Source organism: Archangium primigenium, from assembly GCF_016904885.1.
Classification (GTDB): Bacteria; Myxococcota; Myxococcia; order Myxococcales; family Myxococcaceae; genus Cystobacter; species Cystobacter primigenius.
Map to the genome: position 1 here is coordinate 1,229,864 of NZ_JADWYI010000001.1, position 23,391 is coordinate 1,253,254.

At 73.1% G+C, this 23,391-nt stretch carries 17 protein-coding genes; 13 read left to right on the forward strand and 4 right to left on the reverse strand.

The window, feature by feature from the left end:
- The first annotated feature begins 233 nt into the window (after positions 1 to 233).
- Genes I3V78_RS05380 through I3V78_RS05390 form a run of 3 tightly spaced genes read left to right on the forward strand, consistent with a single transcriptional unit; the run spans position 234 to position 2,407 of the window.
- Positions 234 to 1,088, forward strand: coding sequence for an HAD family hydrolase (locus tag I3V78_RS05380; RefSeq protein ID WP_204485237.1), 855 nt, complete (start codon positions 234 to 236; stop codon positions 1,086 to 1,088).
- Positions 1,085 to 2,035 carry a hypothetical protein gene (locus I3V78_RS05385; RefSeq protein WP_204485238.1) on the forward strand — a complete coding sequence of 317 codons (951 nt, stop codon included), beginning with the start codon at positions 1,085 to 1,087 and terminating at the stop codon, positions 2,033 to 2,035. Before I3V78_RS05380 ends, I3V78_RS05385 begins: the two co-directional genes overlap by 4 nt.
- Positions 2,036 to 2,080: 45 nt before the next feature.
- On the forward strand, positions 2,081 to 2,407 hold the full coding sequence (locus tag I3V78_RS05390) for a hypothetical protein (RefSeq protein WP_204485239.1): 327 nt from the start codon (positions 2,081 to 2,083) through the stop codon (positions 2,405 to 2,407).
- 93 nt (positions 2,408 to 2,500) lie between these two features.
- Here the strand turns inward: I3V78_RS05390 and atpA are convergent, their stop codons facing one another.
- The 3 genes from atpA to atpH all read right to left on the reverse strand — a co-directional run bounded on the left by atpA (position 2,501) and on the right by atpH (position 6,357).
- Positions 2,501 to 4,048 (reverse strand): F0F1 ATP synthase subunit alpha, encoded by a 1,548-nt coding sequence (gene atpA / locus I3V78_RS05395; RefSeq protein WP_204485240.1) that lies wholly within the window; start codon positions 4,046 to 4,048, stop codon positions 2,501 to 2,503.
- A 157-nt stretch (positions 4,049 to 4,205) separates the two neighbouring features.
- On the reverse strand, positions 4,206 to 5,615 hold the full coding sequence (locus I3V78_RS05400) for a PAS domain-containing sensor histidine kinase (RefSeq protein WP_239576311.1): 1,410 nt from the start codon (positions 5,613 to 5,615) through the stop codon (positions 4,206 to 4,208).
- A 196-nt stretch (positions 5,616 to 5,811) separates the two neighbouring features.
- The gene (atpH, locus tag I3V78_RS05405) at positions 5,812 to 6,357 is read right to left on the reverse strand and encodes an ATP synthase F1 subunit delta (RefSeq protein ID WP_204485242.1); all 546 of its coding nucleotides are present in this window, start codon (positions 6,355 to 6,357) and stop codon (positions 5,812 to 5,814) included.
- A gap of 159 nt (positions 6,358 to 6,516) precedes the next feature.
- Here atpH and I3V78_RS05410 point away from each other — a divergent pair, with 159 nt between their 5' ends.
- From I3V78_RS05410 to I3V78_RS05420, 3 genes are all read left to right on the forward strand, one after another.
- Positions 6,517 to 8,337: an Hsp70 family protein gene (locus I3V78_RS05410; protein WP_204485243.1), complete on the forward strand. Its 1,821-nt coding sequence runs from the start codon at positions 6,517 to 6,519 to the stop codon at positions 8,335 to 8,337.
- A 149-nt stretch (positions 8,338 to 8,486) separates the two neighbouring features.
- On the forward strand, positions 8,487 to 10,583 hold the full coding sequence (locus I3V78_RS05415) for a beta-propeller domain-containing protein (RefSeq protein WP_204485244.1): 2,097 nt from the start codon (positions 8,487 to 8,489) through the stop codon (positions 10,581 to 10,583).
- Between the two features lie 83 nt (positions 10,584 to 10,666).
- Positions 10,667 to 12,061 (forward strand): MATE family efflux transporter, encoded by a 1,395-nt coding sequence (locus I3V78_RS05420; RefSeq protein WP_204485245.1) that lies wholly within the window; start codon positions 10,667 to 10,669, stop codon positions 12,059 to 12,061.
- Between the two features lie 15 nt (positions 12,062 to 12,076).
- Here I3V78_RS05420 and I3V78_RS05425 read toward each other — a convergent pair whose 3' ends face one another.
- Positions 12,077 to 12,628: a hypothetical protein gene (locus I3V78_RS05425; protein WP_204485246.1), complete on the reverse strand. Its 552-nt coding sequence runs from the start codon at positions 12,626 to 12,628 to the stop codon at positions 12,077 to 12,079.
- 137 nt (positions 12,629 to 12,765) lie between these two features.
- Between I3V78_RS05425 and I3V78_RS05430 the strand changes: the two genes are divergently transcribed.
- From I3V78_RS05430 to I3V78_RS05460, 7 genes are all read left to right on the forward strand, one after another.
- Positions 12,766 to 13,902: an AAA family ATPase gene (locus tag I3V78_RS05430; protein ID WP_204485247.1), complete on the forward strand. Its 1,137-nt coding sequence runs from the start codon at positions 12,766 to 12,768 to the stop codon at positions 13,900 to 13,902.
- Positions 13,903 to 13,923: 21 nt separating this feature from the next.
- Positions 13,924 to 14,607, forward strand: coding sequence for a hypothetical protein (locus tag I3V78_RS05435; protein WP_204485248.1), 684 nt, complete (start codon positions 13,924 to 13,926; stop codon positions 14,605 to 14,607).
- Positions 14,608 to 14,609: 2 nt separating this feature from the next.
- Positions 14,610 to 15,044, forward strand: a complete 435-nt coding sequence (locus tag I3V78_RS05440; protein ID WP_204485249.1) for a bpX5 domain-containing protein — start codon at positions 14,610 to 14,612, stop codon at positions 15,042 to 15,044.
- A complete protein-coding gene (locus I3V78_RS05445; protein ID WP_204485250.1) occupies positions 15,041 to 16,840 on the forward strand; it encodes a WD40 repeat domain-containing protein in 1,800 nt (599 codons plus the stop codon). The genes I3V78_RS05440 and I3V78_RS05445 overlap by 4 nt, the downstream gene beginning before the upstream one ends.
- A complete protein-coding gene (locus I3V78_RS05450) occupies positions 16,837 to 19,527 on the forward strand; it encodes a bpX6 domain-containing protein (protein ID WP_204485251.1) in 2,691 nt (896 codons plus the stop codon). Before I3V78_RS05445 ends, I3V78_RS05450 begins: the two co-directional genes overlap by 4 nt.
- A gap of 371 nt (positions 19,528 to 19,898) precedes the next feature.
- A complete protein-coding gene (locus tag I3V78_RS05455) occupies positions 19,899 to 20,276 on the forward strand; it encodes a helix-turn-helix domain-containing protein (protein WP_204485252.1) in 378 nt (125 codons plus the stop codon).
- Between the two features lie 85 nt (positions 20,277 to 20,361).
- Positions 20,362 to 23,295, forward strand: coding sequence for a TonB family protein (locus I3V78_RS05460; RefSeq protein WP_204485253.1), 2,934 nt, complete (start codon positions 20,362 to 20,364; stop codon positions 23,293 to 23,295).
- Positions 23,296 to 23,391 lie beyond the last annotated feature (96 nt).

Sequence of the window (23,391 nt, forward strand, 5' to 3'; positions counted from 1 at the left end):
GGGGACCGGGCGCGCCGCCTCCACCGCCCGGGGGATCCCGGACGGACGTGTGGCGGTGTGTCTGAAGAACGCCCCGGTTGCCTTCCCAGGGGACCGCCGGGGCATCCGCGAGTGTTTCTATCGGACGGGTCTGACATGCCTCGTCACGCCGGGCCGGCCTTGGCCCGTCCCCCGGCCATGGGGCACACTGGGCGTTCGCCCACGGCGGCAGACGGCGAGAGGGACGCGGAACGATGGCGATTCGATGCGTGGTGCTGGATTTCGATGGGACGTTCACGGACGTGGCGGCCGAGGGGGCGCCCTTCGTGAAGCACTTCCGCGGACGCCTGTCCGAGGTGCTGGGCCGTGACGTGGGGGAGGCGGGCTGGGACGAGGTGGAGCGCGAGGTGTCCTCCAGCAACGAGGAGCACGGGTGGGAGGTGGGCGGGCGCACGGTGGCTCCGGCCACGGCCGACCCCTTCCTCTTGTCCAACTTCGTGGCGCGGCGGCTGTGCGACCGGCTGGGGGTGCTGCCGGACAAGGCCGAGCGCGTGGCGCTGCTGGACACGCTCTACCGCGAGGCCTACGCCCAGGTGGCCGTGGCCTTCAAGCCCGAGGCGAAGGAGGTGCTGGAGGCGCTCCTGGAGACGGGGCTGCCGGTGACGGTGGTGACCAACGCCCACACGGACACGGTGGAGGCCAAGCTCACCAAGCTCGCGCCGAGGGGCCGCGAGCGCCTGCGGGTGTCGGGCAACGCGCGCAAGTTCCTCATCGAGCCGCCCACCCAGCCTGACGCGCGCTTCGACGCCCTGCCCGAGACGGCGCGCGTGGACTCGCTCGTGCGCCCCATCTACCTGCGCCGGGGCCGCTACTACGACGCCCTGTCCCACATCTGGCGGGAGACGGGCACCACGCCGGAGCAGACGCTGGTGGCCGGCGACATCTACGAGCTGGACCTGGCCATGCCCGCGGCGCTCGGGGCCCGGGTGCAGTACGTCATGCGCCCCAACGCGCTGGAGTACGAGCGCCGGGGCATCGCGGCGCTCGGGGCCCAGGGCGGCATGGACCCGAGCCTGCGCGCCATCCTCCCGCGGCTGAGGGACGCATGAGACCGGGGCGGCGCCTCGCCGGACTGGGGCTCGCGCTCGGGCTCGGGCTCCTGCCCGGGTGCAGGACGGCCGCGGGCTTCCGCGAGCCGGTGGCCCGCTTCAAGGAGGGCCACACCACGGCCAGCGTCGCCCTGGGCACCTACTACGCCGAGCTCAACCGCTTCGAGCGGGACCTGTACCTCGACGAGCGCCTGTATGACCCGGGGCTGGAGGTGCTGGCCTCGGAGGCGGATGGTCAGGCCACGCCCCTGCTCGGCAAGCTCTTCTCGCCCGAGTCCATCCAGGCGCGCATGGAGGCCATCGCGCTGTTGGGCACCTACGCCGAGCGGCTGGCCACGCTGGCGGGCGCGGAGGACGCGGGCAAGCTGCCCGAGGGCGCCCAGGCCCTGGGCACGCGCCTGGGCACGCTGGGCACGCAGTTGCAGACGCTGTCGGGCAAGGGGGACGCCACCGCGGCGCGCTACGTGGCGCCGGTGACGACGCTGGTGGGCGTGGTGACGTCGCTCTTCCTGGAGGAGCGGCAGGGCCAGGCGCTGCAGGAGGGCATCGAGCAGGGCGCCCCCCAGGTGACGGCCATCCTGGACCTGTTGGAGGCGGACCTGACGGAGGTGCTCGGGCCGCAGCGGCTCACGGGCGCCAAGCAGGCGGTGGCCTCGCGGGTGCTCTACTACAACCTGCGGCGCGACACGCTGTCGCTGGCCGAGCGCCGCGCGGTGCTCGAGGACATCCGCCAGGCGGCCACGCACTACGAGGCCCTGGTGGTGGCCAACCCCGTGGAGCTGGCGCGCGCCCTGCGCGACGCGCACGCGGCCCTGGTGCGCTTCGCCCGCGCCGAGCGGCGCCTGGAGTCCTTCGAGGAGCTGTCCGGCGCCATGCAGGCCTTCCAGGGCCGGGTGGATGTCGCCTCCGCCGCCGTCCAGGCCCTGCGGCCTCCCCCCGCCCCGTAGTCTCCGGAGTCAGTCCCCAGAGTGAGTCTAGAGGGAGTGAGCCCCATGCACTTCGACACCCAGACGTTGACCCAGCTCATCGAGCGCTGTTTCGACCTGTCGATGAGCGGCGCGGTGCCCGCCCAGGCGCGCGCCGAGTACCTCGCCCAGGGCAAGCGGCTGCGCGCGCAGCTCATGCGGCTGCTCGGGGCGCGCTTCGCGGCGGACTCGGCCGAATTCCACCAGGCGAGCGAGGCCCTGACGGAGACGAACGCGGCGCTCGAGCGCTCCGCGAAGGACCTGGAGTCGGCGACCCTGGCCGTCAAGCGCCTGGGGGAACTCGCCGGCTACCTGGACAAGGCCCTGGCGGTGGCGGGCAAGGTCTTGTCCTGACGGCCTTGTCCTGACACCGCGGTCCTGAAACGCGGCGGCCCCGCGGTCCCTGGGAAGGGGCGCGGGGCCGGGCGGTACGGTGGGAGGCGGGGATTAGACGCGGGCGCCAGGCGTGGCCTGGAACAGGTCGTTGAACTCGCCGATGGCCTTGTTGAGCGTGGCCTTGATGTCGTTGGTGAGCTCGCGCTTGGACTGGATGTCGGCGGCGAGGCTCGGGTGGCGGCTGTCGGTGTACTCGATGAACTCCTTCATCCAGCGCACCACGTCGGCCACCGGCACCTGGCGGATCCACCCGCGCTTGCCCGCGTCATCGCGGTTGGTGGCGGCGTACAGCTGCATGACCTGCTTCTCGACGGGCATGGGCTCGTACTGGCCCTGCTTGAGCACCTCCACGAGGCGGGCGCCGCGCGCCAGCGTCTCCTGGGTGGCCTTGTCGAGGTCCGAGCCGAACTGGGCGAAGGCGGCCAGCTCGCGGTACTGCGCCAGGTCCAGCTTGAGCGTGCCGGCCACCTGCTTCATGGCCTTGATCTGTGCGGCGCTGCCCACGCGGGACACGGAGAGGCCCACGTTGATGGCGGGACGCACGCCCGAGAAGAACAGGTCCGTCTCGAGGAAGATCTGCCCGTCGGTGATGGAGATGACGTTCGTCGGGATGTAGGCGGACACGTCACCCGCCTGCGTCTCGATGATGGGCAGCGCGGTGAGCGAGCCGGCGCCCTCGGCGTCCGACAGCTTGGCGGCGCGCTCGAGCAGGCGGCTGTGGATGAAGAACACGTCGCCCGGGTAGGCCTCGCGTCCCGGCGGCCGGCGCAGGAGCAGCGACAGCTGGCGGTACGCCACGGCCTGCTTGGACAGGTCGTCGTACACGATGAGCGCGTGCATCTTGTTGTCGCGGAAGTACTCGCCGATGGCCACGCCCGCGTACGGGGCGAAGAACTGCATGGGCGCCGGGTCCGAGGCGTTGGCCGTCACGACCACGGTGTACTCGAGCGCGCCGGAGGCCCGGAGCTTCTCCACCACCTGGGCCACCGTGGACTGCTTCTGGCCGATGGCCACGTACACGCAGTACACGTTGAGGCCGCGCTGGTTGATGATGGCGTCGATGGCGACGGCGGTCTTGCCCGTCTGACGGTCACCGATGATGAGCTCGCGCTGGCCACGGCCCACGGGCACGAGCGCGTCCAGGGCCTTGATGCCCGTCTGCAGGGGCTCGTGCACGCTCTTGCGCTTGACGATGCCGGGGGCCTTCACCTCCAGCTTGCGCGTCTCGGTGGCCTGGATGGGGCCCTTGCCGTCCAGCGGCTCGCCCAGGGGGCTGACCACGCGGCCGAGCAAACCCTTGCCCACGGGCACGGAGGCGATCTGCGCGGTGCGCTTCACGGTGTCACCCTCGCGGATGTCCTTGAAGTCACCCATGATGGCGACGCCGACGTTGTCCTCCTCGAGGTTGAGCACCAGGCCCTTGACCCCGTTGGCGAACTCCACCAGCTCACCCGACAGCACGCCCTCCAGGCCGTAGATGCGGGCGATACCGTCGCCCACGGACAGCACGGTCCCGGTCTCGGCCACGGTGACCTTCTTGCCGTAGTCCTTGATCTGCTCGCGGATGATTCTGCTGATCTCGTCGGCGCGGATTTCCATCTTGCGTCCTTGGCACGGGGCGGCTGGTGATGGGCCGCCGGGGATACCTTGAAAACTCGTCGGGGGGCCCCTTAGCACGCGCTCCCGGGCCACCGCAACGCGCAAGGGGTCGGGGCACGGGTGGGGATCATCCCGCCGGTAAGCCAGACTGCGCGTCTCAGGTGCCGGGGGCGTGGCGGGGCAGCCAGACGACGAAGCGCGTGCCCAGTCCCACACCGGACTCCACCGAGATGCGGCCCCCGTGCGCGGTGGCGATCTGCCGGACGATGTAGAGCCCCAGGCCCAGCCCGTCCCCGGCGGCGTGCTTGCCGCGCTTGAAGGGCTCGAACAGGGTGGCGCGGTCCTCCAGGGGCACCGGGATGCCCTCGTTGCGCACCGACAGCGTCATGCCGTCCGCCGAGCCCGCCAGCCGCACCTCCACCGCGCTCTCCGCGGGGCTGTGCCGCAGGCCGTTGCCCACGAGGTTGTCCAGCAACTGCACGATGCGCGACTCGTCCCAGGTGCCGTGCATCTCCCCTTCCACCTTGGAGATGACCTGGCGGTGGGGGTGGGACACCCGGTACTGCTCCACCACGCGCCCGAGCAGCTTGTCCATGCTCTGCGGCGTGGCCAGCACCGGGATGCCGCCGGCGAGCCGGGCGCGCGTGTAGTCCAGGAGCTCGTGGATCATCCGCTCCATGCGCCGGGCCGCCGCGGCCACGTGGCTCACCTGCCGGCCCTGGCTCTCGTTGAGCTCCCCGTTGCGCTCGAGCGCGCCCAGGCTCAGCTGCATGGTGTAGAGCGGCGAGCGCAGGTCATGGCCCACCACGCCCAGGAGCTGCTCGCGGAAGCTGTCGGCGCGGGTCGCGGCCTCCTCGGCCGCCTTGCGGGCGCTGATGTCCCACACCGTCACCATGCGCACGTCCCGGCCCTTGTAGACGGTGGGCCGTCCGAGCACCTCCAGGAAGAGCCGCTTGCCGTCCGCGCGCAGGCCCGTGGCCTCGTAGGGCGCCACCACCTGCCGGGCCGTGGCGCGCTGCACCGCCTCGCGCGACTCGGGGGCGATCCACCGCACCACGGACTGTCCCACCATCTCCTCGGGAGAGGTGCCCAGCAGGCTCGCCATCGCCTGGCTCGCCTCGAGGATGACGCCGCCCTCGTGCAGGCAGTAGCCGTCACAGGACACCGAGGCCAGGTCGCGCAGCCGCGCCTCGCTCTCGCGCAGCATCACCTCCTGGGTGACGCGCGCCGTCTCGTCCTCCACCATCAGGCTCACGCCCGAGCGCAGCCCGCCCAGGCTCGCCGGCATGAGCGACACGCGCAGGTGCCGCGGGCCGCCCGGTGCCCCCAGCGAGCCGGTGACGCGCGCGCCCAGGATGGGCTCGCCCGCCAGCGCCTGCTGCAGCAGCGGGGCGAGCGCGGCGGCCAGCATCGGCCACACCTCGCCCACGGTGCGGCCCTCATAGGCGCTGCCCGGCAGCGTGCTCTGGGTGATGAGCGTGGTGTTGACGAAGCGGAAGCACAGCCCCGCGTCCAGGAAGGCCAGGCCCAGTCCGGGCGCCTGAAGGAGCGCCGCCAGACAGGACATCGCCTCTTCCGGAATGGAGGCGGTCCGATTCGAGGCGGACGGACGGTGGGGGACGGGCTGCGCCATGGCTGGGAAAGGACGGGCGGGGCCCGTGGGGCCACCATAGCCTGTCCCTGACGCGCTGGAAATACCGGACTTGCCGGGAAGTGGACGGAAACCGACAGCCCGGCCTCTTCCCGTGGTGCCGCTCGGACGCTCAGTGCTGCTTGAGTTCGCGGCGCATCTGCTCGAGCTGGGTGCGCAGCGTCCCGTCGTACAGGGTGCTGCCCACCTGGGCGGCCACGCCGCCGAGCACGCTCGGGTCCACGCGCGGCTCGAGCACCACGTTGCGCTGGGTGAGGGCGCGCAGGCTCTCGGAGATCTTCTGCACCGCGTCCAGCGTGAGGGGCACGGCGCTGGTCACGTGGCCCCGCACCCGGCCGGCCTGGGCATCCGCCATGTCGCGGTAGAGGCGGGCGATGTCCGGCAGGTAGCCGAGCCGGTTGCGATCCACCAGCAGGCGCAGGGTGTTGGCGAGCACGGGCTCCATCTGGCCGCTGGCCTGGATGAGTCCCTCGACCACGCGGGTGCGCTGGGAGGCGGTGAAGGCCGGGTTGAGCAGCACGTTGGAGAGGTCGCGGTTGTCGGCCAGCAGGCTGGCGAAGGTCGACAGCTGCTCGGACACGGCGTCGGCACGCCCCGCCTCGGTGGCGACGTCGAGAAGAGCGCGGGCGTAGCGGCGGGCAATAGACACGTTCACCATGGCGCGGCGCGCTTAGCACGCCCCCCGGGTCCAGGGCAACGATGGGTGAATGACCCACCCCGGGTGTGCCATAAGTTCTCTTGCACACGCGGGTTGGGGTGGGGGTGAAACACCTCGCCCGGAGCCCGGCATCCCCGGCGTATCATGGACTCTCGGACCATGGGCGACCCCGTCATCGGCATCGATCTGGGCACCACCAACAGCGCGGTGGGCACCGTGGAGGGCGGCCAGCCGCGCCTCATTCCATCCCGCGCGGGAGGCCGCCTCACGCCTTCCGTGGTGGGGCTCACCCCGCGCACCGCCGAGCGGGTCGTGGGCACCCAGGCCCAGGCGCTCGCCGAGGAGCACCCGGACTGCGTGGTGTGGGCCACCAAGCGCTTCATCGGGCGGCGCTTCACCCCGGAGCTCGTCCAGGCGGCGCGTGCCCTGGTGCCCTATCCCCTGGTGGGCGGCACCACGGGGGACGTGCGCGTGAAGCTCTCCGGGCGCACCGTGCCCGTCACCCAGGTGGCCGCCATGGTGCTCGGCGAGCTCAAGCTGGACGCCGAGGCGTACTTCGGCCAGGGCGTGAAGAAGTGCGTCATCACCGTGCCCGCCAACTTCGATGACGGCCAGCGTCAGGCCACGCGCGAGGCGGCGGCCATCGCCGGCCTGGAGGTGCTGCGCCTCATCAACGAGCCCACCGCCGCGGCGCTCGCCTACGGCCTGTCCCGGGGCTTCGAGGGCCATGCGCTCGTGTTCGACCTGGGCGGCGGCACCTTCGACGTCACCGTGCTGGAGGTCACCGACGGCGTCTACGAGGTGAAGGCCACCGGGGGAGACCCCGCGCTGGGCGGCGAGGACTTCGACCTGCGCATCGTGGAGTGGCTGCTCGCCCAGGTGGAGGAGCCCTACCGCGAGCAGGTGCACCGCGACGCCACCTCCATGCACAAGCTCAAGGTGGCCGCCGAGCAGGCCAAGCGCGAGCTGTCCGAGTACGAGGAGACGCTCATCTCGGTGGGCGGGCTCGGGGACCACTCGCAGCCCACGCGCAAGCACACGGGGCTGGAGACGGCCCTCACGCGCGGCTTCTTCGAGCAGCTGTGCGAGGCGCTCAGCAAGCGCTGCCTCGCGGTGTGCGAAGCGGTGATGCGCGATGCGCGCATGGATCCGGGCCAGGTGGACGCGGTGCTGCTGGTGGGCGGCATGACGCGCGTGCCCTTCATCCGCCAGCTGGTGTCGGACTTCTTCGGCAAGGCGCCCTCCACCGAGGTCAACCCCGACGAGGCCGTGGCCCTGGGCGCCGCCATCCACGCCCAGGAACTCACGAGCCAGGCCGGCGCCGCGCTGCTCCTGGACGTGGTGAGCAACTCCCTGGGTGTGGGCGTGCTCGGGGGCAAGGTGCGCCGGCTCATCGCCCGCAACCGCTCGGTGCCGGTGGTGGCCCGCGAGCTGTTCCACCCGGGCAGCCACGGCCAGAAGGAGGCGCGCATCCCCATCTACCAGGGCGAGAGCGAGCTGCAGGACGAGAACCGCAAGCTCGGCGAGCTCGTGCTGCGCAACCTCCAGGCGGGCTCCCGCGGCGAGACGCCCCTGGAGGTGACGTTCGAGTTGTCCAACGAGGGCATGCTCGCGGTGCGCGCCGTGGACCTGCAGACGGGCCTGAGCGAGCAGGTGCGCGTGGAGGCCCGCCCCCACCTGCCCGCGCTGGAGGCGGACCGGCTCGTCAAGGAGCAGGCCGCCTACTCCCAGAAGCAGTCCCAGGTGGACGCGCGCAAGTCCGAGGACAAGTTCCGCAAGCTGCTCGAGCGCGGCGAGAAGCTCGCCCGGCTCCTGCAGCGCTCGGCCGAGGAGAACCCCGGCGCGCAGTCCCAGGAGGCCGTGGCCCACGTGCGCTCCCTGCTGGACTCGGGCCGCGGCGCGCTCGAGTCGCAGGACGCCGCCCAGTGCGCCGAGGTGGCGCGGGAGCTCAACGCGTTGCTCGCGGGTCGTCCGGCGTAGATTTCTCCCGAGGCGCCTCGGTTTTCCGAGGCTCCGGGGGCCCCGGCGCGCAAGACAACCTCGCGGAATCCCTGTCCGTGCGAGGGTTGGCACAGCCATGGCAATGCCCGCCGCGCAGCGGAGTCGATCCGGAGCCGAGGAGCCAGGACATGCACGGTGGCAACAGATGGATGTGGGGCGTGGTCTCGTTGGTGGGCGTCGTGGGGTGCTCGTCGCGGGAGTCCGACGGCGTCCCCGAGAACCAGCCCGTGCAGATGCAGGCGCGGCTGGAGGCCTTCGAGGGGTGCGAGGCGCTCGAGTCCTATATCGAGGATGCCGCCGTGCTCGACATGCGCGCGTCCCTGGAGCGCAGCAAGCCCTCCTATTGGGGAGGGGGCATCGACCGGGGCGGCACGGCGCCGCCGGCCTCGCCCTCGCCGGACAGTGGCGCGGGGACGGGGGCGGGTGGGGACGCTCCGAGCGACCACACCGGCACCAACAACCAGGTGGAGGGCGTGGACGAGGCGGACTTCGTGAAGACCGACGGCACGCGCCTGTTCGTCCTCGCCGGCCAGAAGCTCTACCTGCACCGCTCGTGGCCCGCCGCGTCGCTGCGCGCCGAGTCCTCGCTGGTGCTGGAGGGCTGGCCGCGGCAGATGTTCCTGCACGGCGACCGGGTGGTGGTCTTCTCCTCGGTGTACGCGCCCGCGCCGGGGCAGGGGCAGGGCAAGGGTGACGCCCCCGACATCGGGTGCTCCCCCTTTGGCCCCTGTGGGTATGGCGGCGCGCCGCGCACCAAGGTGACGACGGTGGACGTGTCCCAGTTGGCCTCGCCCCAGGTGGTGGGCGAGCTGTTCCTGCCCGGCGTTTACGACGACGCGCGGCTCGCGGGGGGCGCGGCGCGTGTGGTGCTGCGCGAGTCGTTCGAGTGGCCCTCGGGCGTGCGCTGGTACCCGGAGTCCAATGACGGCTCGCTCTGGAAGGACACGAAGCGGATGGAGGCGGCGCTCGACGCGCTGATGGTGGAGAACGAGCGCCTCATCCGCGCGCGCTCCCTGTCCGACTGGCTCCAGCAGCCTGGCCGGCGCCGGGCCGACGGCACCCTGGAGACGTGGACGCGCGACTGCCAGGGCTTCCACCGCACCAACGCGCCCACGCGCCTGGGCTTCGTCACCGTGGCCTCGCTGGACCTGGACGCGCCCGTGGTCCAGGCCCCGGGCCTCACCACGCTGGTGGCCGACACGAACCTCGTCTACGCCACCGCCACGTCGCTCTACCTGAGCGCGCGCCACTGGTGGTGGTGGGAGGAGGCGGGCCAGTCGGACTACTCGTACGTGCACAAACTGGAGCTCACCCAGCCGCACCGCGCCCACTACGTGGCCAGCGCCACCGTGGAGGGCCAGCCGCTCAACCAGTTCAGCTTCGATGAGCACGAGGGCGTGCTGCGCGTGGCCACCACGCTCACGCGCCGGGTGAAGGACCCCGCGTCGCGCTGGGGCCGCACGGAGACGTCCAGCCGCGTGTCCACCTACGGCCAGCAGGGCGATCGGCTGGCGCTGCTGGGCCAGAGCGCGGAGCTGGCCGAGGGCGAGCGCATCTTCAGCGCGCGCTTCCTGGGCACCAAGGGCTACGTGGTGACGTTCCGCCAGACGGATCCGCTCTTCACCTTCGACCTGTCGGACCCCACGAACCCGCACAAGGTGGGCGAACTCAAGGTGCCGGGCTTCTCCACGTACCTGCACCCGCTGGGCGACACGCACCTCTTGGCCATCGGGGAGCACCGCGCGGAGGACGGCAACTGGAGCTCGCGCTCGCTCAAGCTCACGCTCTTCGACGTGAGCGACCTGGCCCATCCGCGCGAGGCCTTCACCCAGCAGGTGGGCTCGCTCTCCAGCTACAGCGAGGCGCTCTACGACCACAAGGCCTTCACCTGGTTCGCGGCCAAGGGACTGCTCGCCATTCCCTTCGTGGACTGGAACTGGACGAACGGGACGGGCGACTACTGGTCCAACTTCACGAGCGAGCTGCGCGTCTTCCGGGTGAACCCCGCCACCGGCTTCGTGCCCGTGGGCGCGCTGAGCATGAAGGACCTGTACCAGACGGTCAGCACCCCGCAGTGGAGCTACTCCTACGTGCCCTATGTGAGACGCAGCGTGATGGCGGATGACTACGTGTACGCCATCACCGATGCCGGGGTGCGCGTGTCGCGAGTGGAGCAGCTCACCGAGCCCCTGGCGACCGTGCGCTTCGGCGCGCCGACGCCGTAGCGCGTCAGGCGGCGGGGGGGCCGGGACGTCCGCGTGAGGAGACTCGCGCGGCGTCCGCGCGAACGCGCTATAGGCACCCCGCCATGTCGTCTCCGCCGCTGACGTCCCCGTCCCTGCCCAGTCGTGCCGAGGAATTCCGAGCCCTCTGGAAGCTCGCCCTGCCCATCGCCGTGGCCCAGGCGGGCCAGTCCCTCATGTCCTTCGTGGACACGGCCGTGGTGGGCCGCGTGGGCACCCAGGCGCTCGCCGCGGTGGGCCTGTCCACCGCCATCTTCTTCGCCGTGAGCAGCTTCGCCATCGGATTGATGATGGGCGTGGATCCCCTGGTGTCCCAGGCCTTCGGGGCGAGGAACAGCGGACGGGCCCGGGAGCTGCTCTGGCAGGGCAGCTACCTGGCGCTGATGGTGGGCGGAGTGCTGGCGGTGCCGATGCTCGTCATCCCCCGGATGCTGCTCGGCGGCGGGGTGGCCTTCGAGGGGCTGCCGGAGGTGCGGGACTACCTCACCTGGCGCGCGCTGAGCCTGCCCCTGCTCTTGCTGTTCATCACCGCGCGCTCCTACCTCCAGGCCACGGGGCGTCCCCAGGTGCTGGTGGTGTCCACGGTCATCGCCAACCTCGTCAACCTGGGCGCCAACGTCCTGTTCGTCTTTGGAGGCGAGGGCCTGCCCGCGTGGCTGGGCCCCTTGCGCGCCCTGCCCGCACTGGGGGTGAAGGGCTCGGCCATCGCCACGCTGCTCGCGTGCGTGGTGCAGTGGGCCATCGTCGCGTGGGTGGTGCGCCAGACGACCGCGTCCCAGGGCCAGGGTTGGGTGCGGCCGGTGAGGGCGGACATCGTCCAGGCGGCGCGGGTGGGCGTGCCCATCGGAGCGCACATCGCGGCCGAGGTGGGCGTCTTCTCGCTCACGGGCATGCTCGCGCGGTGGTTGGGCCCGGAGAGCATGAGCGCGCATCAGATCGCCCTGTCCTACGGCAGCCTGTCCTTCGCCATGGCGCTGGGCATCGGCAACGCGGGCAGCGTGCGCGTGGGCTGGGCGGTGGGCGCGCTCGACACGCCCCGGGCCCGGCGCAGCGGCTTGGTGGCGTTCGCCTCGGGCGCGGGCTTCATGGCGCTGTGCGCGCTCTTCTACGCGACGATGGCGCCCCAGCTCGCGGGCCTCATGGGCGCGCCGCTCGAGGTGCGGCCCCTGGTGGTGCCCCTGCTCATGGTGTGCGCCGTCTTCCAGTTGTCCGACGGCGTGCAGGGCGTGGGCGCGGGCGTGCTGCGCGGCGCCGGCGAGACGCGCTTCACCTTCGTGGCCAACATGGTGGGCCACTACCTCGTCGGACTGCCCGTGGCGCTCCTGCTCGGCTTCGTGCTCGGCTGGGGCGTGGTGGGCATCTGGTGGGGGCTGTGCCTGGGGCTCACCTGCGTGGCGCTCGCGCTGCTCTGGCGCTTCCTGCGCCTGAGCACGGGCCCGCTGCGGCCCCTGGAGTCCTGAGCCGCTGGGGGGCCCCTAGAAGCGCAGCGTGGGGCCGATGAGCAGCGAGTGCAGGGGGTTGGTGCAGGCCCCCGCCGCGCCCGTGGTGGGGTCGTCCACGCGCACGTCGCACCACTGCCAGGCGGTGGAGGCCGTGAGGCCCAGGTGCTCGCCGAACCAGGCGTCCACGCCCAGGCGCAGCGCGGTGCTCAACCCCGCGTGCAGCATCCGCCGCAGATCCTCGCCGTCCGTGGGGAAGGCCAGGGGGGTGGAGCGGCTCTGGGACACGCGCAGGCCCACCCACGGGTTCACGCCGCCCTCGCGCAGGAAGCGCAGCCGCAGCTCCAGGCCCAGCGACAGGTAGTCCAGCTCCGCCTGCTGTCCCGAGAACTTCGCGCCCCACGTCTGCACGCCCTCGCCCACCAGTCCGAGCGACAGTCCGAAAGGGGTTTCCCCGCCCACGTAGGCTTGCAGGGCGCCGCCCCGGGCCCTCAGGCCCGAGGTGTGGTCGAGAATGGCGCCCGTGGTGACGGAGGCATACCCACGCCACGGACCCGCCGCCGAGCTCCCCGCCCACAACACGACCATCAGGCTTCCGAGACTCGTCACGTGTCGCATGTGGGGCGGAGCTTAACGCAGACCCGCCCTGTCAGGTCCACCCACGGTCCGTGTTCGTTCCCGGGCGGGCATTCGATGCCGGGGACTCACCGGATAGAGTGCACTCCATGGCTTTTTCCTTCGATGAGTCCTGCTCACGTGTCCGTGAGGCCCTGGCCGATGCGGGCCGGGGGCTCGTGGAGCGCGAGGCGATGGTGGAGGTGGTGACGCTGTGCGCCGTGGCCGGCGAGCACCTGCTCGTCATCGGCCCGCCGGGCACCGCCAAGAGCGAGGCCGTGCGCCGCACCGCGCGCGCGCTCGGGGGCTCCTACTTCGAGTACCTGCTGGGCCGCTTCACCGAGCCCTCGGAGGTGTTCGGCCCGGTGGACCTGCGCAAGCTGCGCGAGGGGCTCGTGGAGACGGAGACGGCGGGCATGTTGCCCGAGGCGGAGGTGGCCTTCCTCGACGAGGTGTTCCTCGGCTCCACCGCCATCCTCAACACGCTGCTGGGCGTGCTCAACGAGCGGGTGTTCCGCCGGGGCCACACGCGGCTCGCCTGTCCGCTGCGCGTGTGCGTGGGCGCCTCCAACGCCCTGCCCGAGGACGAGGCGCTCGCCGCGTTCGCCGACCGCTTCCTCGCGCGCATCTTCGTGGAGCCCGTGCCCGACCCGCGCCTGGAGGAACTGTTGGCCGGAGGCGCCGCGCTCGCCCTCGAGGGCGAGACGCGCACCGCGTCGCTCGAGGCGCTGGACGTGCTGGCCCGGGCCGCGCGCGAGGCGGACCTCACGCGCGTGCGCCCCCACCTGGCCCAGGCGCTGCGCCTGCTCCGGGGCGCGGGGCTCGCGCTGAGCGACCGGCGCATGGTGAAGACCCAGCGCCTGGTGGCTGCGGCCGCGGTGCTCGCCGGACGCCGGGAGCCGGACGGGGGGGATTTGTGGCCGCTCGTCTACGCGGTGCCCACGCAGGCGGGACAGGCCCTGGCGCGCGAGGTGCTGCGCGACGTGCTCGCGCGCTCGGAGAACCCCGCGCTCGCCGCCGCGGCCCTGGAGGCCAGCGCGGGGCCGCTCGCGCGCGCCCAGCGGCTCATCCACGCCGCGCGCGGGGTGCTCGCGGCGCGGCCCGGGGACGCGGAGGGGGAGGCGCTCGCGGCGTGGCGGCTCAAGCTGGAGGGCGTGGTGCGCGAGGTGGACGCGGGCTTCGCGCCCGAGGCCCTGCCCGAGGACCTGCGGGCCCTGCGCGAGGAAGTGCGCGCCGCGCTTCCCTGAAACGAGGCAAGCTCTCCGCCCATGCGAATGACCCTGCTCGCCGTGTCCCTGTCGGTGTCCCTGTCCCTTCCCGCGCTCGCCCAGGACGCCGCGCCCCTGGACCTGTCGCGCGTGCCCAAGCAGGGCGCCACGGCCAAGGACTTCGTGCCCGCCGGTTGGAAGATCGAGCAGACCGTCCAGGGCGACCTGGACAAGAAGGGGGGGGCGGACACGCTCCTGCAACTCGTCGAGGACAAGCCCGCCGAGTCCGCGGACGGGGTGCCCAACGAGCGCACGCGCGCGCTGCTGGCGCTGCTGGCCGAGGGCGGCAAGCTGCGGCTCGCGGGCGCGAGCAACAAGGTGCTCTACTGCACCACGTGCACGGGCACGCTGGGCGGCACGGGCGAGGGCCTGGTGAAGATCGCCAAGGGCGTGGTGCTCGTGGATCAGCTCAGCGGCTCGCGGGAGAGCACCGGCACGCTCCTGCGCTTCCGCTACGACGCCAAGGCGGACCGCTTCGCCTTCATCGGCGAGGACGTGACGCGCACGGACCGGCTCGAGGGCACCACCGAGAAGGTGAGCACCAACCTGCTCACCGGCCAGCGCGTCACGGACAACCTCCGCTACGATCCGAAGAAGGACAAGGAGGTGCCCGTGTCCTCCAAGAAGAGCCAGGTGCCCGTGAAGAAGGCGTACCTCGAGGACGTGGACATCTCCTCGTACTGAGCATGGACACCGCCACCGCCCTCCTCTGGTCTCCCCGCGCCGAGCCCCTGCCCGCGCTCGCCGTGGCGGGCGTGGGGCCGGTGGCGCTCGGGCTCGCGCGGCGGGTGCTGCGCGAGGACGACACGCGCCTGGGGCTCTGGCGCGGCGTGGCGGGCGCGGGCGTGCTCGTGCTCCTGGGAGACCCGGACACGCTGCCCTGGGCCGAGGGCGTGCTCTACCTCGGCCGCGATGCGCGGGCGCCCGCGCTGCTCCTGCCCTGCACGCTCGCGCCGGACGTGGCGCCCGCCCTGCTCGAGCGCGCGCTCGTCTCGCGGGCCGGAGGCACCACGCCGCTCGCCGTGCTGCCGCGCTCGGGGCAGCTCGTGCCCGTGGGGCCCGCGCGGCCCCTGTCCCGCGAGGCCTTGAGGGCCTGGTGTGCCCGGCAGGAGCCGCCATGACCGTGCTGCCCGAGGCCCTGCGTCCCTGGGCGGCGCACCTGTCCCTCTTTCCGGAGGAGCTGGCGCTCGCGCTGGGCGGCGCCGTGGCCCGGCTGGCCGCGGCGCTCGGGCCTCCGCGCATCCGGGGGGATGCCTCCGGGGGCGAGCCCCAGGGCTATGACGGCCTCACCCGGCGCGGAACGCCCGACCGTCTGCTCGTGAGCGAGTGGCTCCTGGCGATGGAGGCCCCGGACGAGTTCGTGCGCCGCGCCGCCTTCGGTGAGCAGGCCTATCTGCGGCCCGCCTTCCGGGCCCCCCGGGAAGGTCGCCGGTGCGTGGTGCTGTTGGACGCGGGGCCGGATCAACTGGGCGCCCCACGCATCGCGCACCTGGCGCTGCTCGTGGTGCTCGCCCGGCGCGCCGAGGCCGCGGGCGCCGACTTCCTCTGGGGCGTGCTCCAGGCGTCTCCGGAAGAGGGCACGACCCCGGGCGTGACCGCCGCCACGCTGGACACCTGGCTCAAACGCCGCCGCGCCGAGCCTCCCGACGAGGCACGGCTCGGCGCCTGGCGCGAGGGCCTTCGGGGCGCGGGCGCCGCCGAGGAGGTCTGGCTGGTGGGAAGCGCGCGGCTCGGCCGCCTGCGGGGCACCGAGGGCCTGTCCCGGGTGGCCGTGGACGAGGTGGTGGCACCGGGACCGCGGCGGCTCGCCGTGGAGGTGCGGCCCGCGCGAGGCCCCGTGCGGCCCGTGGTGTTGGACCTGCCCCCCGTGGCCCAATGCGTGCGGCTGTTGCGCGATCCCTTCGGCACCGCCACCGCCGCGCCCCGGTCGGGGTTCGACAGCCCCGTGCGCTCCCTGCGCTTCTCCCCGGAGGGGCTGCGGCTCCTGCTGTCCCACGCGGATGGGAGCGTGTCCGTCCTGGCGCCGCCCCATTCCCCACGCGCCACCCTGGCCAGGCCCCGGCGCTTCCTGTCCCGGCCGGACGAGCGGGTCCTGGCCTTCGGCTGGCGGCCCACCGGCGGCCTGTTGGTGCTGACCCTGCACGCCGGCAAGCTCCGGATCCGGGGGCAGCTCCAGGGACGCCCGTCCGGGCTCGCCTGGGCGCTGGAGCCCTCCCAGTTCATGCGCCCTCGGAGCGGAGCGCCCTGCCTGCTCATGTCCCAGCGCGACGCGGAGGGCCGCGAGACGCCCCTGCTGCTGGATGACGGGGGCCGGCTCGTCGCGCTTCAACCCGAGGGGCCGACGCCCTCCGCGGACCGGGTCCTGCTCCAGTCCGTCACCGCGCTCACCGAGTTCCGGGGCCGCTTCTTCTTCGTGTGCGGCACCCTGGGGGAGGACGTGCGCCCCGAGCGCGCGTTCTTCACGGGCTGCCTGGGTTACTGGTCGCGGCGGATCGAGGATGCCCTGCCCTTCGAGGCCCACTTCATGATCGAGGGGCTCGGGTGGGACGAACACGCCGGACCCCGGCTCGCGTGGCGCGATGCGTCCGGCGGATGGAGGCTGGGCCGGGGCTCGCATGTGCCGGAGGACCAGCGGCTCGACGTGCCCGCCGGAGCGCGGGTCGTGGGGCTCGCGCACGGGCCCTCGGAGTCGAGCACGGTGGGGCTGGTGGTGCTCGCCGAGGACCAGCGCACCTTCCAGTGTGTCACCGCGGAGCGCACGGAGCGGTTGGTGGTGGCGCCGGAGCGGGTGCGCTCTTGCTGCGTCAGCCCCGGGGTCCCCCTGCTGGCGTGGCTCACGGAGTCGGGGCGGATGGGCGTGTGGAGCCTTCAGTACCGGGCCCTCGTCATCGACAACCCGCCGGGAGGCACGCCATGAGCCCCGTGCGTCCGCGCGAGCAGGTGCACCGGGGCCGGGTGACCGCGGCGGCGCTCTGGTTCGATGCCCCGTGGCTCGGCGAGCGCGAGGCCCGGCGGCGGGTGCTGGCGGCGTGGACGCCGGGCGGCGAGGTGTTCGCGCTGGGCGGAGGCCTGCTCTGGCGGCTGCCCGAGCCCGTGCGCATGGACTGCGCCACGGCGCCGGGGCTCGTCTTCACGCACGAGCAGGGCGTGTGGTGCGCCGCGCCCCTGTCCCCCTCCGAGCGCGAGCGGCTGTCGCCTCCGCCCGGGTCGGTGGTGTGGGTGCGCGCGGGCGTCGCGCAGGTGCATGCCCTCGGGGCCGCCGAGCGCGTGGACGTGTCGGCCTGGCTCGACACGTCGGGCTGGACGGTGGTGGCCGTCGAGGGGCTGGGCGCACCACCGCTCCCCGTGGCGGTGCCCGTGCCCGTGCCACCGCCCTCGCGGGCCACCTTCGGCGTGGGCGCCGCCGCGCCCGAGGCCGAGGCTCTGCGGGCCCGCCTGGAGGGCCGTGCCGCTCCGGAGCCCCACGCGCTCGTCCCCGCCACGGCGCCACCGGGCCTGCTCGCGCGGCTCCTCGGGTGGTGGCGCGCCCGGCACGAGACCCCGGCCTCCTCCCGTCCTCCTTCCGCCGCTCCCGCCGCCTCGTCGGAAGGGGCGTGGTCCCGGCTCACCGCGGGGCTCTCCCGCTGGCTCGCCACCGCCACGCCGCTGGGCACCTGGCTCGGCCGTCGCAAGGCGGCCTACGTGCGGCGGCTCTTCGACCTCTTCGACGAAGGCGCGCTGGAGGAGGCGCTGCGCTACGCCATTCCCCTGGGCAAGGGGGAGCTGTCGGAGTCCACGCGGGTGTCGCTCGACCTGCCCGGGCCGCGCGAGACACTGGCCGTCCAGCCCCTGGCGGGCGGCGGGCGGACGGTGTTCGGGGGCGGCGAGGCGCTCTACGACGCCCTGCGCGAGCGCTACCGCGGGGCCCTGCGCAAGCTGGAGCGCGAGGGGCGCATCGAGGAGGCGGCGTTCGTCCTCGCCGAGCTGCTGCACGAGGCGGAGGAGGCCGTGTCCCTGCTGGAGCGGCATGGCCGACCGCGGCTCGCGGCGGAGCTGGCCGAGGGCCGGGGCCTGGCGCCCGGGCTGGTGGTGCGCCAGTGGCTGCTGGCGCGGGACGTGGCGCGCGCGGTGGACGTGGCCCGGCGCACGGGTGCCTTCGAGGACGCCATCGGCCGGCTCGCGTGCACCCACCCCACCGACGCGCGCGCCCTGCGGCTGCTCTGGGGCGAGGTGCTCGCGAGCGCGGGGGCCTACGGCCGCGCGGCGGACGTGGTGTGGCCGGTGGTGGAGTCGCGGGGCCTCGCCCGGGTGTGGTTGGAGCGGGCCGTGGAGGCGGGCGGCGGTGACGGGGCCCAGGCGCTGGCGCGGTTGCTGCTCGCCTTCCCCGAGCGCCTGGAGGACCTGCGCCCGCGGCTGCACGCGCTCTGGGAGGGCGAGGGCCGCCACGAGGCCCAGGCGCGGCTGCGCTTCCTGCGCGCGCTCGCGGACTCGAGCGAGGGCGGCGAGGTGCGCACGCTGCTCTTGCGCGAGTCGCTGCGCGGGTTCATGCGCGACGTCGCCGCGGAGTGGGTGCTCTTCGAACCCCGGGAGTTCGAGCGCCTCGTGCAGGCCATGAAGGATCCGGTGCTCGCGGCGGAGCTGCCCGCGCTGTCCCCCCGGGTGCCGGTGCCCTCCCAGCCGATGTTCCTGTCCTTCGCCGAGGAGACGGGCGGACCCTGGCCCCTCCATGACGCGGTGCCCTTGGCGGAGGGGCGCGTGCTGGTGGCGCTGGGGGAGCGGGGGGCCCGGCTGCTCTCGCCCGAGGGCCGGTGCGTGGCGCACTTCGACGTGCCGGCCTTCTCGCTGGTGCTCTCGTGGGAGGGGGACCGGGCGTTGGCGCTCGCGCCCCGGGGCGGACTGCACCGCGTGTCCCGGCTGGACCTGGTGCGGCGCCGGGCCACGACCTGGTGCGACCTGCGCGTGGACGCCTTCTCGCCCGAGTACGACGGGAGCCTGTGGTTCGTGGCCGAGCGCGACACGGTGCTGGCCCTGGACGCGCTCGCCGACGAGCCCCGGGCGCTGTGGCGGGTGACGGACGTGGGCGGGCCGGTGGTGGCCCTCACCGCGGGGACCCACCGGATGAGCTTCGTGTGCGCGCACGAGTCCTTCGCGGGCCCGCTCCTGCTCGAGCGCTGGGCCTATGAGCTGCGGGAAGGGCCCACCCTCCGGGCCCGGCACGTCGTGTCCGCCGCGCCCAAGTGGCCGGTGTTCCCGCACCTGTCCCTGCTGGCGAACGGGGAGCTGGCGGTGACGGGGATTCCCGGCGCGCGGCTGTCGTGGCTGGCCCCGGCCGACAACCCCCAGCTCGTTCCGCCGAAGCCGCCGGAGGAGGGCGACCTGCTGCGGGTGCACCTGGGCATCCCGTGGATCGCGACGCTGGAGGCGCGCCCGGCTCCCGCCGAGGGGCTCGTCCTGGGCCTCTGGGATCGGTCCCGGGGGCAGCTGCTCGCGCGGGTGTCGCTGGAGGGCGCCCATCCGGAGGCCCGGGTGCGCCGGGTGGGCAACCAGCTGGTGTTCTTCGATGCCCGGGGCTGGCTTCTCCACATGGAGAACGCCCACGTGCTCCACCGGATCATCCCCCGCTGACGGGGTGCGGAAAGGGGGTGGGGTGATTTCGACCCCCACTTTCTGGGAGCCCGGACGGTGGGGTCCGCCGGATTGGGTTGTCCGCCGTGATTTCGCGCAGGAGGCAACAGGTCCTGAATCGAATGGGGGATGTGAATGGTCATCCCCTCACCTGTTGGCTTGGGCCCTTTGGACCACCTGGAACGTCGGGTTCACCTCGGAGCGCTGGGGCGGGCGCCTGAGGACGACGGCCGGAGGCAAACCCCCGCGCGCGCGAGCACTCTTAGAGTTCTCGGTGCGCTGAACTACCCCTCCTGTCCTGTCGCGGACCGCCTGTCCGACCCTAATCAACCCGCCTGATGGGTCGCCTTACCGAGGGCCAGGGACACGCGATGGGACAACCTTCGACCAGCAAGCTGGCGGCGAACGTGGGCGAGCTGGCGCGCGAGGCCCGGGTGCGCGCGGGGCTGACACAAGCGGACGTGGCCGAGCGGGTGGGGTTGGCGACCGAGGTGTACGGCCGGCTGGAGCGCGGCCGGATGCTGCCCAGCGTGCCGTCCCTGCGGCGGCTGTGCATCGCGCTGCGGATGCCGTCGGACTCCCTGTTGGGGCTCAACACGGGTGAGGTGCCCACGTGGGCCGCCGAGGCCTCGCCGGAGGAGCTCGACGAGGTGCCCGAGCTGCGTCGGCTCATGCGCACGCTGCGCAAGCTGGACGGGGCCCAGCTCAAGCTCATTGGCCTGGTGGCCTCGGCGCTGCACAAGCGCTGAGCGCACAGTCGGCGCACACGGGGCTTGTCTTCTGGCGGGGCTCCCGGCGTCATGGGCCTTCCTCTCGGAGGGGGTGGGTTCGCTCATGACAGTCGCATGGGGTCGCTGGAGGAGGCCGCTGGAGGTCCTGGGGCTCGTGCTGTGCCTGGGGGCGCTGACGGCGCATGCCCAGCTGCCCACGCCCACCACGCCGCCGGGCAGCCTCCAGGAGCAGCTCCAGGGGCCTCGGGGCCGGGGCGCCGCGGACGCGGGCACGGTGGAGCGCGAGCTGGACGTCCAGCGCGGGGACGCGGGCTTCCAGGTGGGCGCGCCGGAGGCGGACGGGGGCTCGCCCCGCTTCGAGCCGCCCACGCTGGTGACGGACTCGCCCGCGCGCTACCCCGAGGCGCTCGCCGCCCAGCCCGTGCCCGGCACGGTGCGGCTGGAGCTGCTGGTGGACGCCGAGGGCGAGGTGGCCGAGGTGAAGCTCCAGCAGGGCACCCACCCCCTGCTCGACGAGGCCGCGCTGCACGCCGCCACGGGCCTGCGCTTCACGCCGGCGCGGGTGGACGGGGTGGCGGTGCCGGTGCGCCTCGCCTTCGAGTACCACTTCCAGGCCCCCGCGCCCGTCGAGGTGTCCGAGTCCGGCGCGCCGCTCGCGCCCGTCACCCTGCGCGGCCGGGTGCGCACCAAGGGCAACCGTGCCCCCATCGTGGGCGCCATCCTCGTGTTCGACTCGGCCGAGGGCGCGCCCGGGGAGACGGACGGGGACGGACGCTTCGAGGCGCGGCTGGGCACGGGCTCGCACACGGTGCGGGTCACCGCGCCGGGCCACAAGCCGGGCTTCTTCCGGGAGCTGGTGCGCGCGGGCGAGGCCCTGGAGGTGGTGTACGGCCTGGAGCCGCTGGTGGTGAACCCCTACGAGACGGTGATCCGGGGAGACCGCGAGCGCACGGAGGTGTCGCGCGTCACGCTGCACGAGAACGAGCTGCGCGAGATTCCGGGCACGCAGGGCGACCCCTTCCGGGTGGTGATGCTGCTGCCGGGCGTGGGCAGCATGCTCTCGGGGGTGTCCTACCCGGTGGTGCGCGGCAGCCAGCCGGCCGCCACGGGCTACTTCCTGGACGGCATCCGCGTCCCCATCCTCTTCCACCTGTTCCTCGGTCCGGCCGTCATCCACCCGGACTTCATCGACACCATCGACTTCTACCCGGGCAACCCGCCCACCCCGTACGGGCGGCTCACGGGCGGCGCGGTGGAGGGGCGGCTCACGCGCCCCCGCGATGACCGGGTGCACGGCAGCGCCTACGCGGACTTCATCAACGCGGGCCTCTTCATCGAGTACCCCTTCCAGTCCACGGGCACCAACGTCTCGGTGGCGGGCCGGCTGTCGTACACGCCGTGGCTCATCGCGCTCGCGGCCAACGCCCTGAGCCCGCCCGGCGCGGACAGCTCCAAGCTGGTGCTCGACTTCTTCGACTACCAGGCGCGCGTGGAGCAGACGATTGGCCCCGGGCGGCTGCGCCTGTTCGCCTTCGGTTCCTCGGACACCTTCGGCACCCAGGCGGTGACGAACGCGGGCACCACGGCCTTGCAGTCGGTGCTCTTCCACCGCGTGGACCTGCGCTACCGCCACCCGGTGGCGGGCGGCGAGCTGGAGGGGGGGGTCACCGCGGGCCTGGACCGCTTCGCCTTGTCCAACCTGGACCCGCGCGCGGGCGGCAACCTCATCGACGTGGACCAGCGCAACGTCACCGCGCGCCTGGGCTACTCGCGCTCGCTGGGCCGGGGCTTGTCGTTCACGAGCGGCCTGGACGTGGAGAGCAAGCGCGCCATCATCGCGCTCACGGAGCGGACGCCCTCGGGCCGGGGCTCCTTCCAGGACCTGCGCGTGGAGCTGCCGGTGGCGCTCGCCACGTTCAGCGGCCTGTGGGGCGAGGCCACCTGGCACGAGGAGGGCTCACCCTGGACGGTGGTGCCCGGCCTGCGCCTGGACAACTACCACCTGTCCGGCGGCGTGAACGCGTTCGTGGCCGAGCCCCGGGTGAGCGTGCGCCGCCAGATGAGCGAGGCGCTGACGCTCAAGGGCGGGGTGGGCCTGTACCACCAGCCGCCCACGACGCTCATCAGCCTGCCCATCGTGGACATCGCGGCGCTGGGGCAGGGCCTGCAGCGGGCGCTCCAGATCTCCGCGGGCGTGGAGTACCGGAACCTCGGGGGCTTCGACGTGAGCCTGGACGGGTACGTGAATCCGCTCCTGCGCACGGTGGAGCTGACGCCGTTCGGTGAGGAGGACACGGCGCCGTCCTTCCCGGACGTGCCCGTGCCCGTGGATCCGACGGACCCGCGTGGACCGCCGGGCCCCACGGGGCGCGTGCGCCGGAGCTTCCAGGAGGAGGGCGGGCCGCCTCCGCCGCCGGACCTGAGCGACCTGGGCAACTTCCGCAGCCGGGGCCTGTCCTACGGCCTGGAGCTGCTCATCCGCAAGCCGCTGGGGGGCAACTGGTTCGGCTGGCTGTCGTACTCGTTGCAGCGCAGCACGCGCCTCACGCGCTTCACCCGCTACGACACCAACGACGAGCCGGTGGGCGAGGCCCAGGCGTACCTGCCCTACGTGTTCGACCAGACGCACGTGGCCAACCTGGTGCTCAACTACAAGTTCGCCAACAACATCACCCTGGGCGGGGTGCTGCACTTCAACACCGGCCGGCCCGAGTCCGGCCACCTCACGAGCCGCACGCTGGTGGAGGGCACGGACCGCGACGGCCTGCCGCGCTGGAGGCGGGTGGACCTGGACCAGGTGGACCGGCTGCCGGCCTTCTTCCGGTTCGACGTGCGGCTGGCCAAGGCGTGGGCGTACGAGACGTTCTCGCTGGAGCTGTACCTGGACATGCTCAACGTGACGATCAACCGGGAGACCATCAGCTTCGACTACGCCTACGGGTACACCCCGAGCGGCATACCCACGGGCCAGCTCACCAAGACGGCGGTGGGCCTGCCCATCGCCCTGCCCATCCTGGGCCTCAAGGGGCGCTACTAGGGCCGCTGTGACGTGCCGTCGCGGGTCTCTTCCGCATTGGCGAGTCATGGGTTTTGAACTCGAGGTCGACAACCATCGCGCCTTGCGCCGGAGCGG

What these genes read in the sequence shown, in the direction of transcription:
- I3V78_RS05430 (WP_204485247.1), top strand. Translation starts at nt 12,766, where the DNA reads ATGGCTTTTTCCTTCGATGAGTCCTGCTCACGTGTCCGTGAGGCCCTG.
- I3V78_RS05380 (WP_204485237.1), top strand. Translation starts at nt 234, where the DNA reads ATGGCGATTCGATGCGTGGTGCTGGATTTCGATGGGACGTTCACGGAC.
- atpA (WP_204485240.1), bottom strand. Translation starts at nt 4,048, where the DNA reads ATGGAAATCCGCGCCGACGAGATCAGCAGAATCATCCGCGAGCAGATC.
- I3V78_RS05410 (WP_204485243.1), top strand. Translation starts at nt 6,517, where the DNA reads ATGGGCGACCCCGTCATCGGCATCGATCTGGGCACCACCAACAGCGCG.
- atpH (WP_204485242.1), bottom strand. Translation starts at nt 6,357, where the DNA reads ATGGTGAACGTGTCTATTGCCCGCCGCTACGCCCGCGCTCTTCTCGAC.
- I3V78_RS05385 (WP_204485238.1), top strand. Translation starts at nt 1,085, where the DNA reads ATGAGACCGGGGCGGCGCCTCGCCGGACTGGGGCTCGCGCTCGGGCTC.
- I3V78_RS05400 (WP_239576311.1), bottom strand. Translation starts at nt 5,615, where the DNA reads ATGTCCTGTCTGGCGGCGCTCCTTCAGGCGCCCGGACTGGGCCTGGCC.
- I3V78_RS05460 (WP_204485253.1), top strand. Translation starts at nt 20,362, where the DNA reads ATGACAGTCGCATGGGGTCGCTGGAGGAGGCCGCTGGAGGTCCTGGGG.
- I3V78_RS05440 (WP_204485249.1), top strand. Translation starts at nt 14,610, where the DNA reads ATGGACACCGCCACCGCCCTCCTCTGGTCTCCCCGCGCCGAGCCCCTG.
- I3V78_RS05390 (WP_204485239.1), top strand. Translation starts at nt 2,081, where the DNA reads ATGCACTTCGACACCCAGACGTTGACCCAGCTCATCGAGCGCTGTTTC.
- I3V78_RS05455 (WP_204485252.1), top strand. Translation starts at nt 19,899, where the DNA reads ATGGGACAACCTTCGACCAGCAAGCTGGCGGCGAACGTGGGCGAGCTG.
- I3V78_RS05415 (WP_204485244.1), top strand. Translation starts at nt 8,487, where the DNA reads ATGCACGGTGGCAACAGATGGATGTGGGGCGTGGTCTCGTTGGTGGGC.
- I3V78_RS05445 (WP_204485250.1), top strand. Translation starts at nt 15,041, where the DNA reads ATGACCGTGCTGCCCGAGGCCCTGCGTCCCTGGGCGGCGCACCTGTCC.
- I3V78_RS05420 (WP_204485245.1), top strand. Translation starts at nt 10,667, where the DNA reads ATGTCGTCTCCGCCGCTGACGTCCCCGTCCCTGCCCAGTCGTGCCGAG.
- I3V78_RS05425 (WP_204485246.1), bottom strand. Translation starts at nt 12,628, where the DNA reads ATGGTCGTGTTGTGGGCGGGGAGCTCGGCGGCGGGTCCGTGGCGTGGG.
- I3V78_RS05450 (WP_204485251.1), top strand. Translation starts at nt 16,837, where the DNA reads ATGAGCCCCGTGCGTCCGCGCGAGCAGGTGCACCGGGGCCGGGTGACC.
- I3V78_RS05435 (WP_204485248.1), top strand. Translation starts at nt 13,924, where the DNA reads ATGCGAATGACCCTGCTCGCCGTGTCCCTGTCGGTGTCCCTGTCCCTT.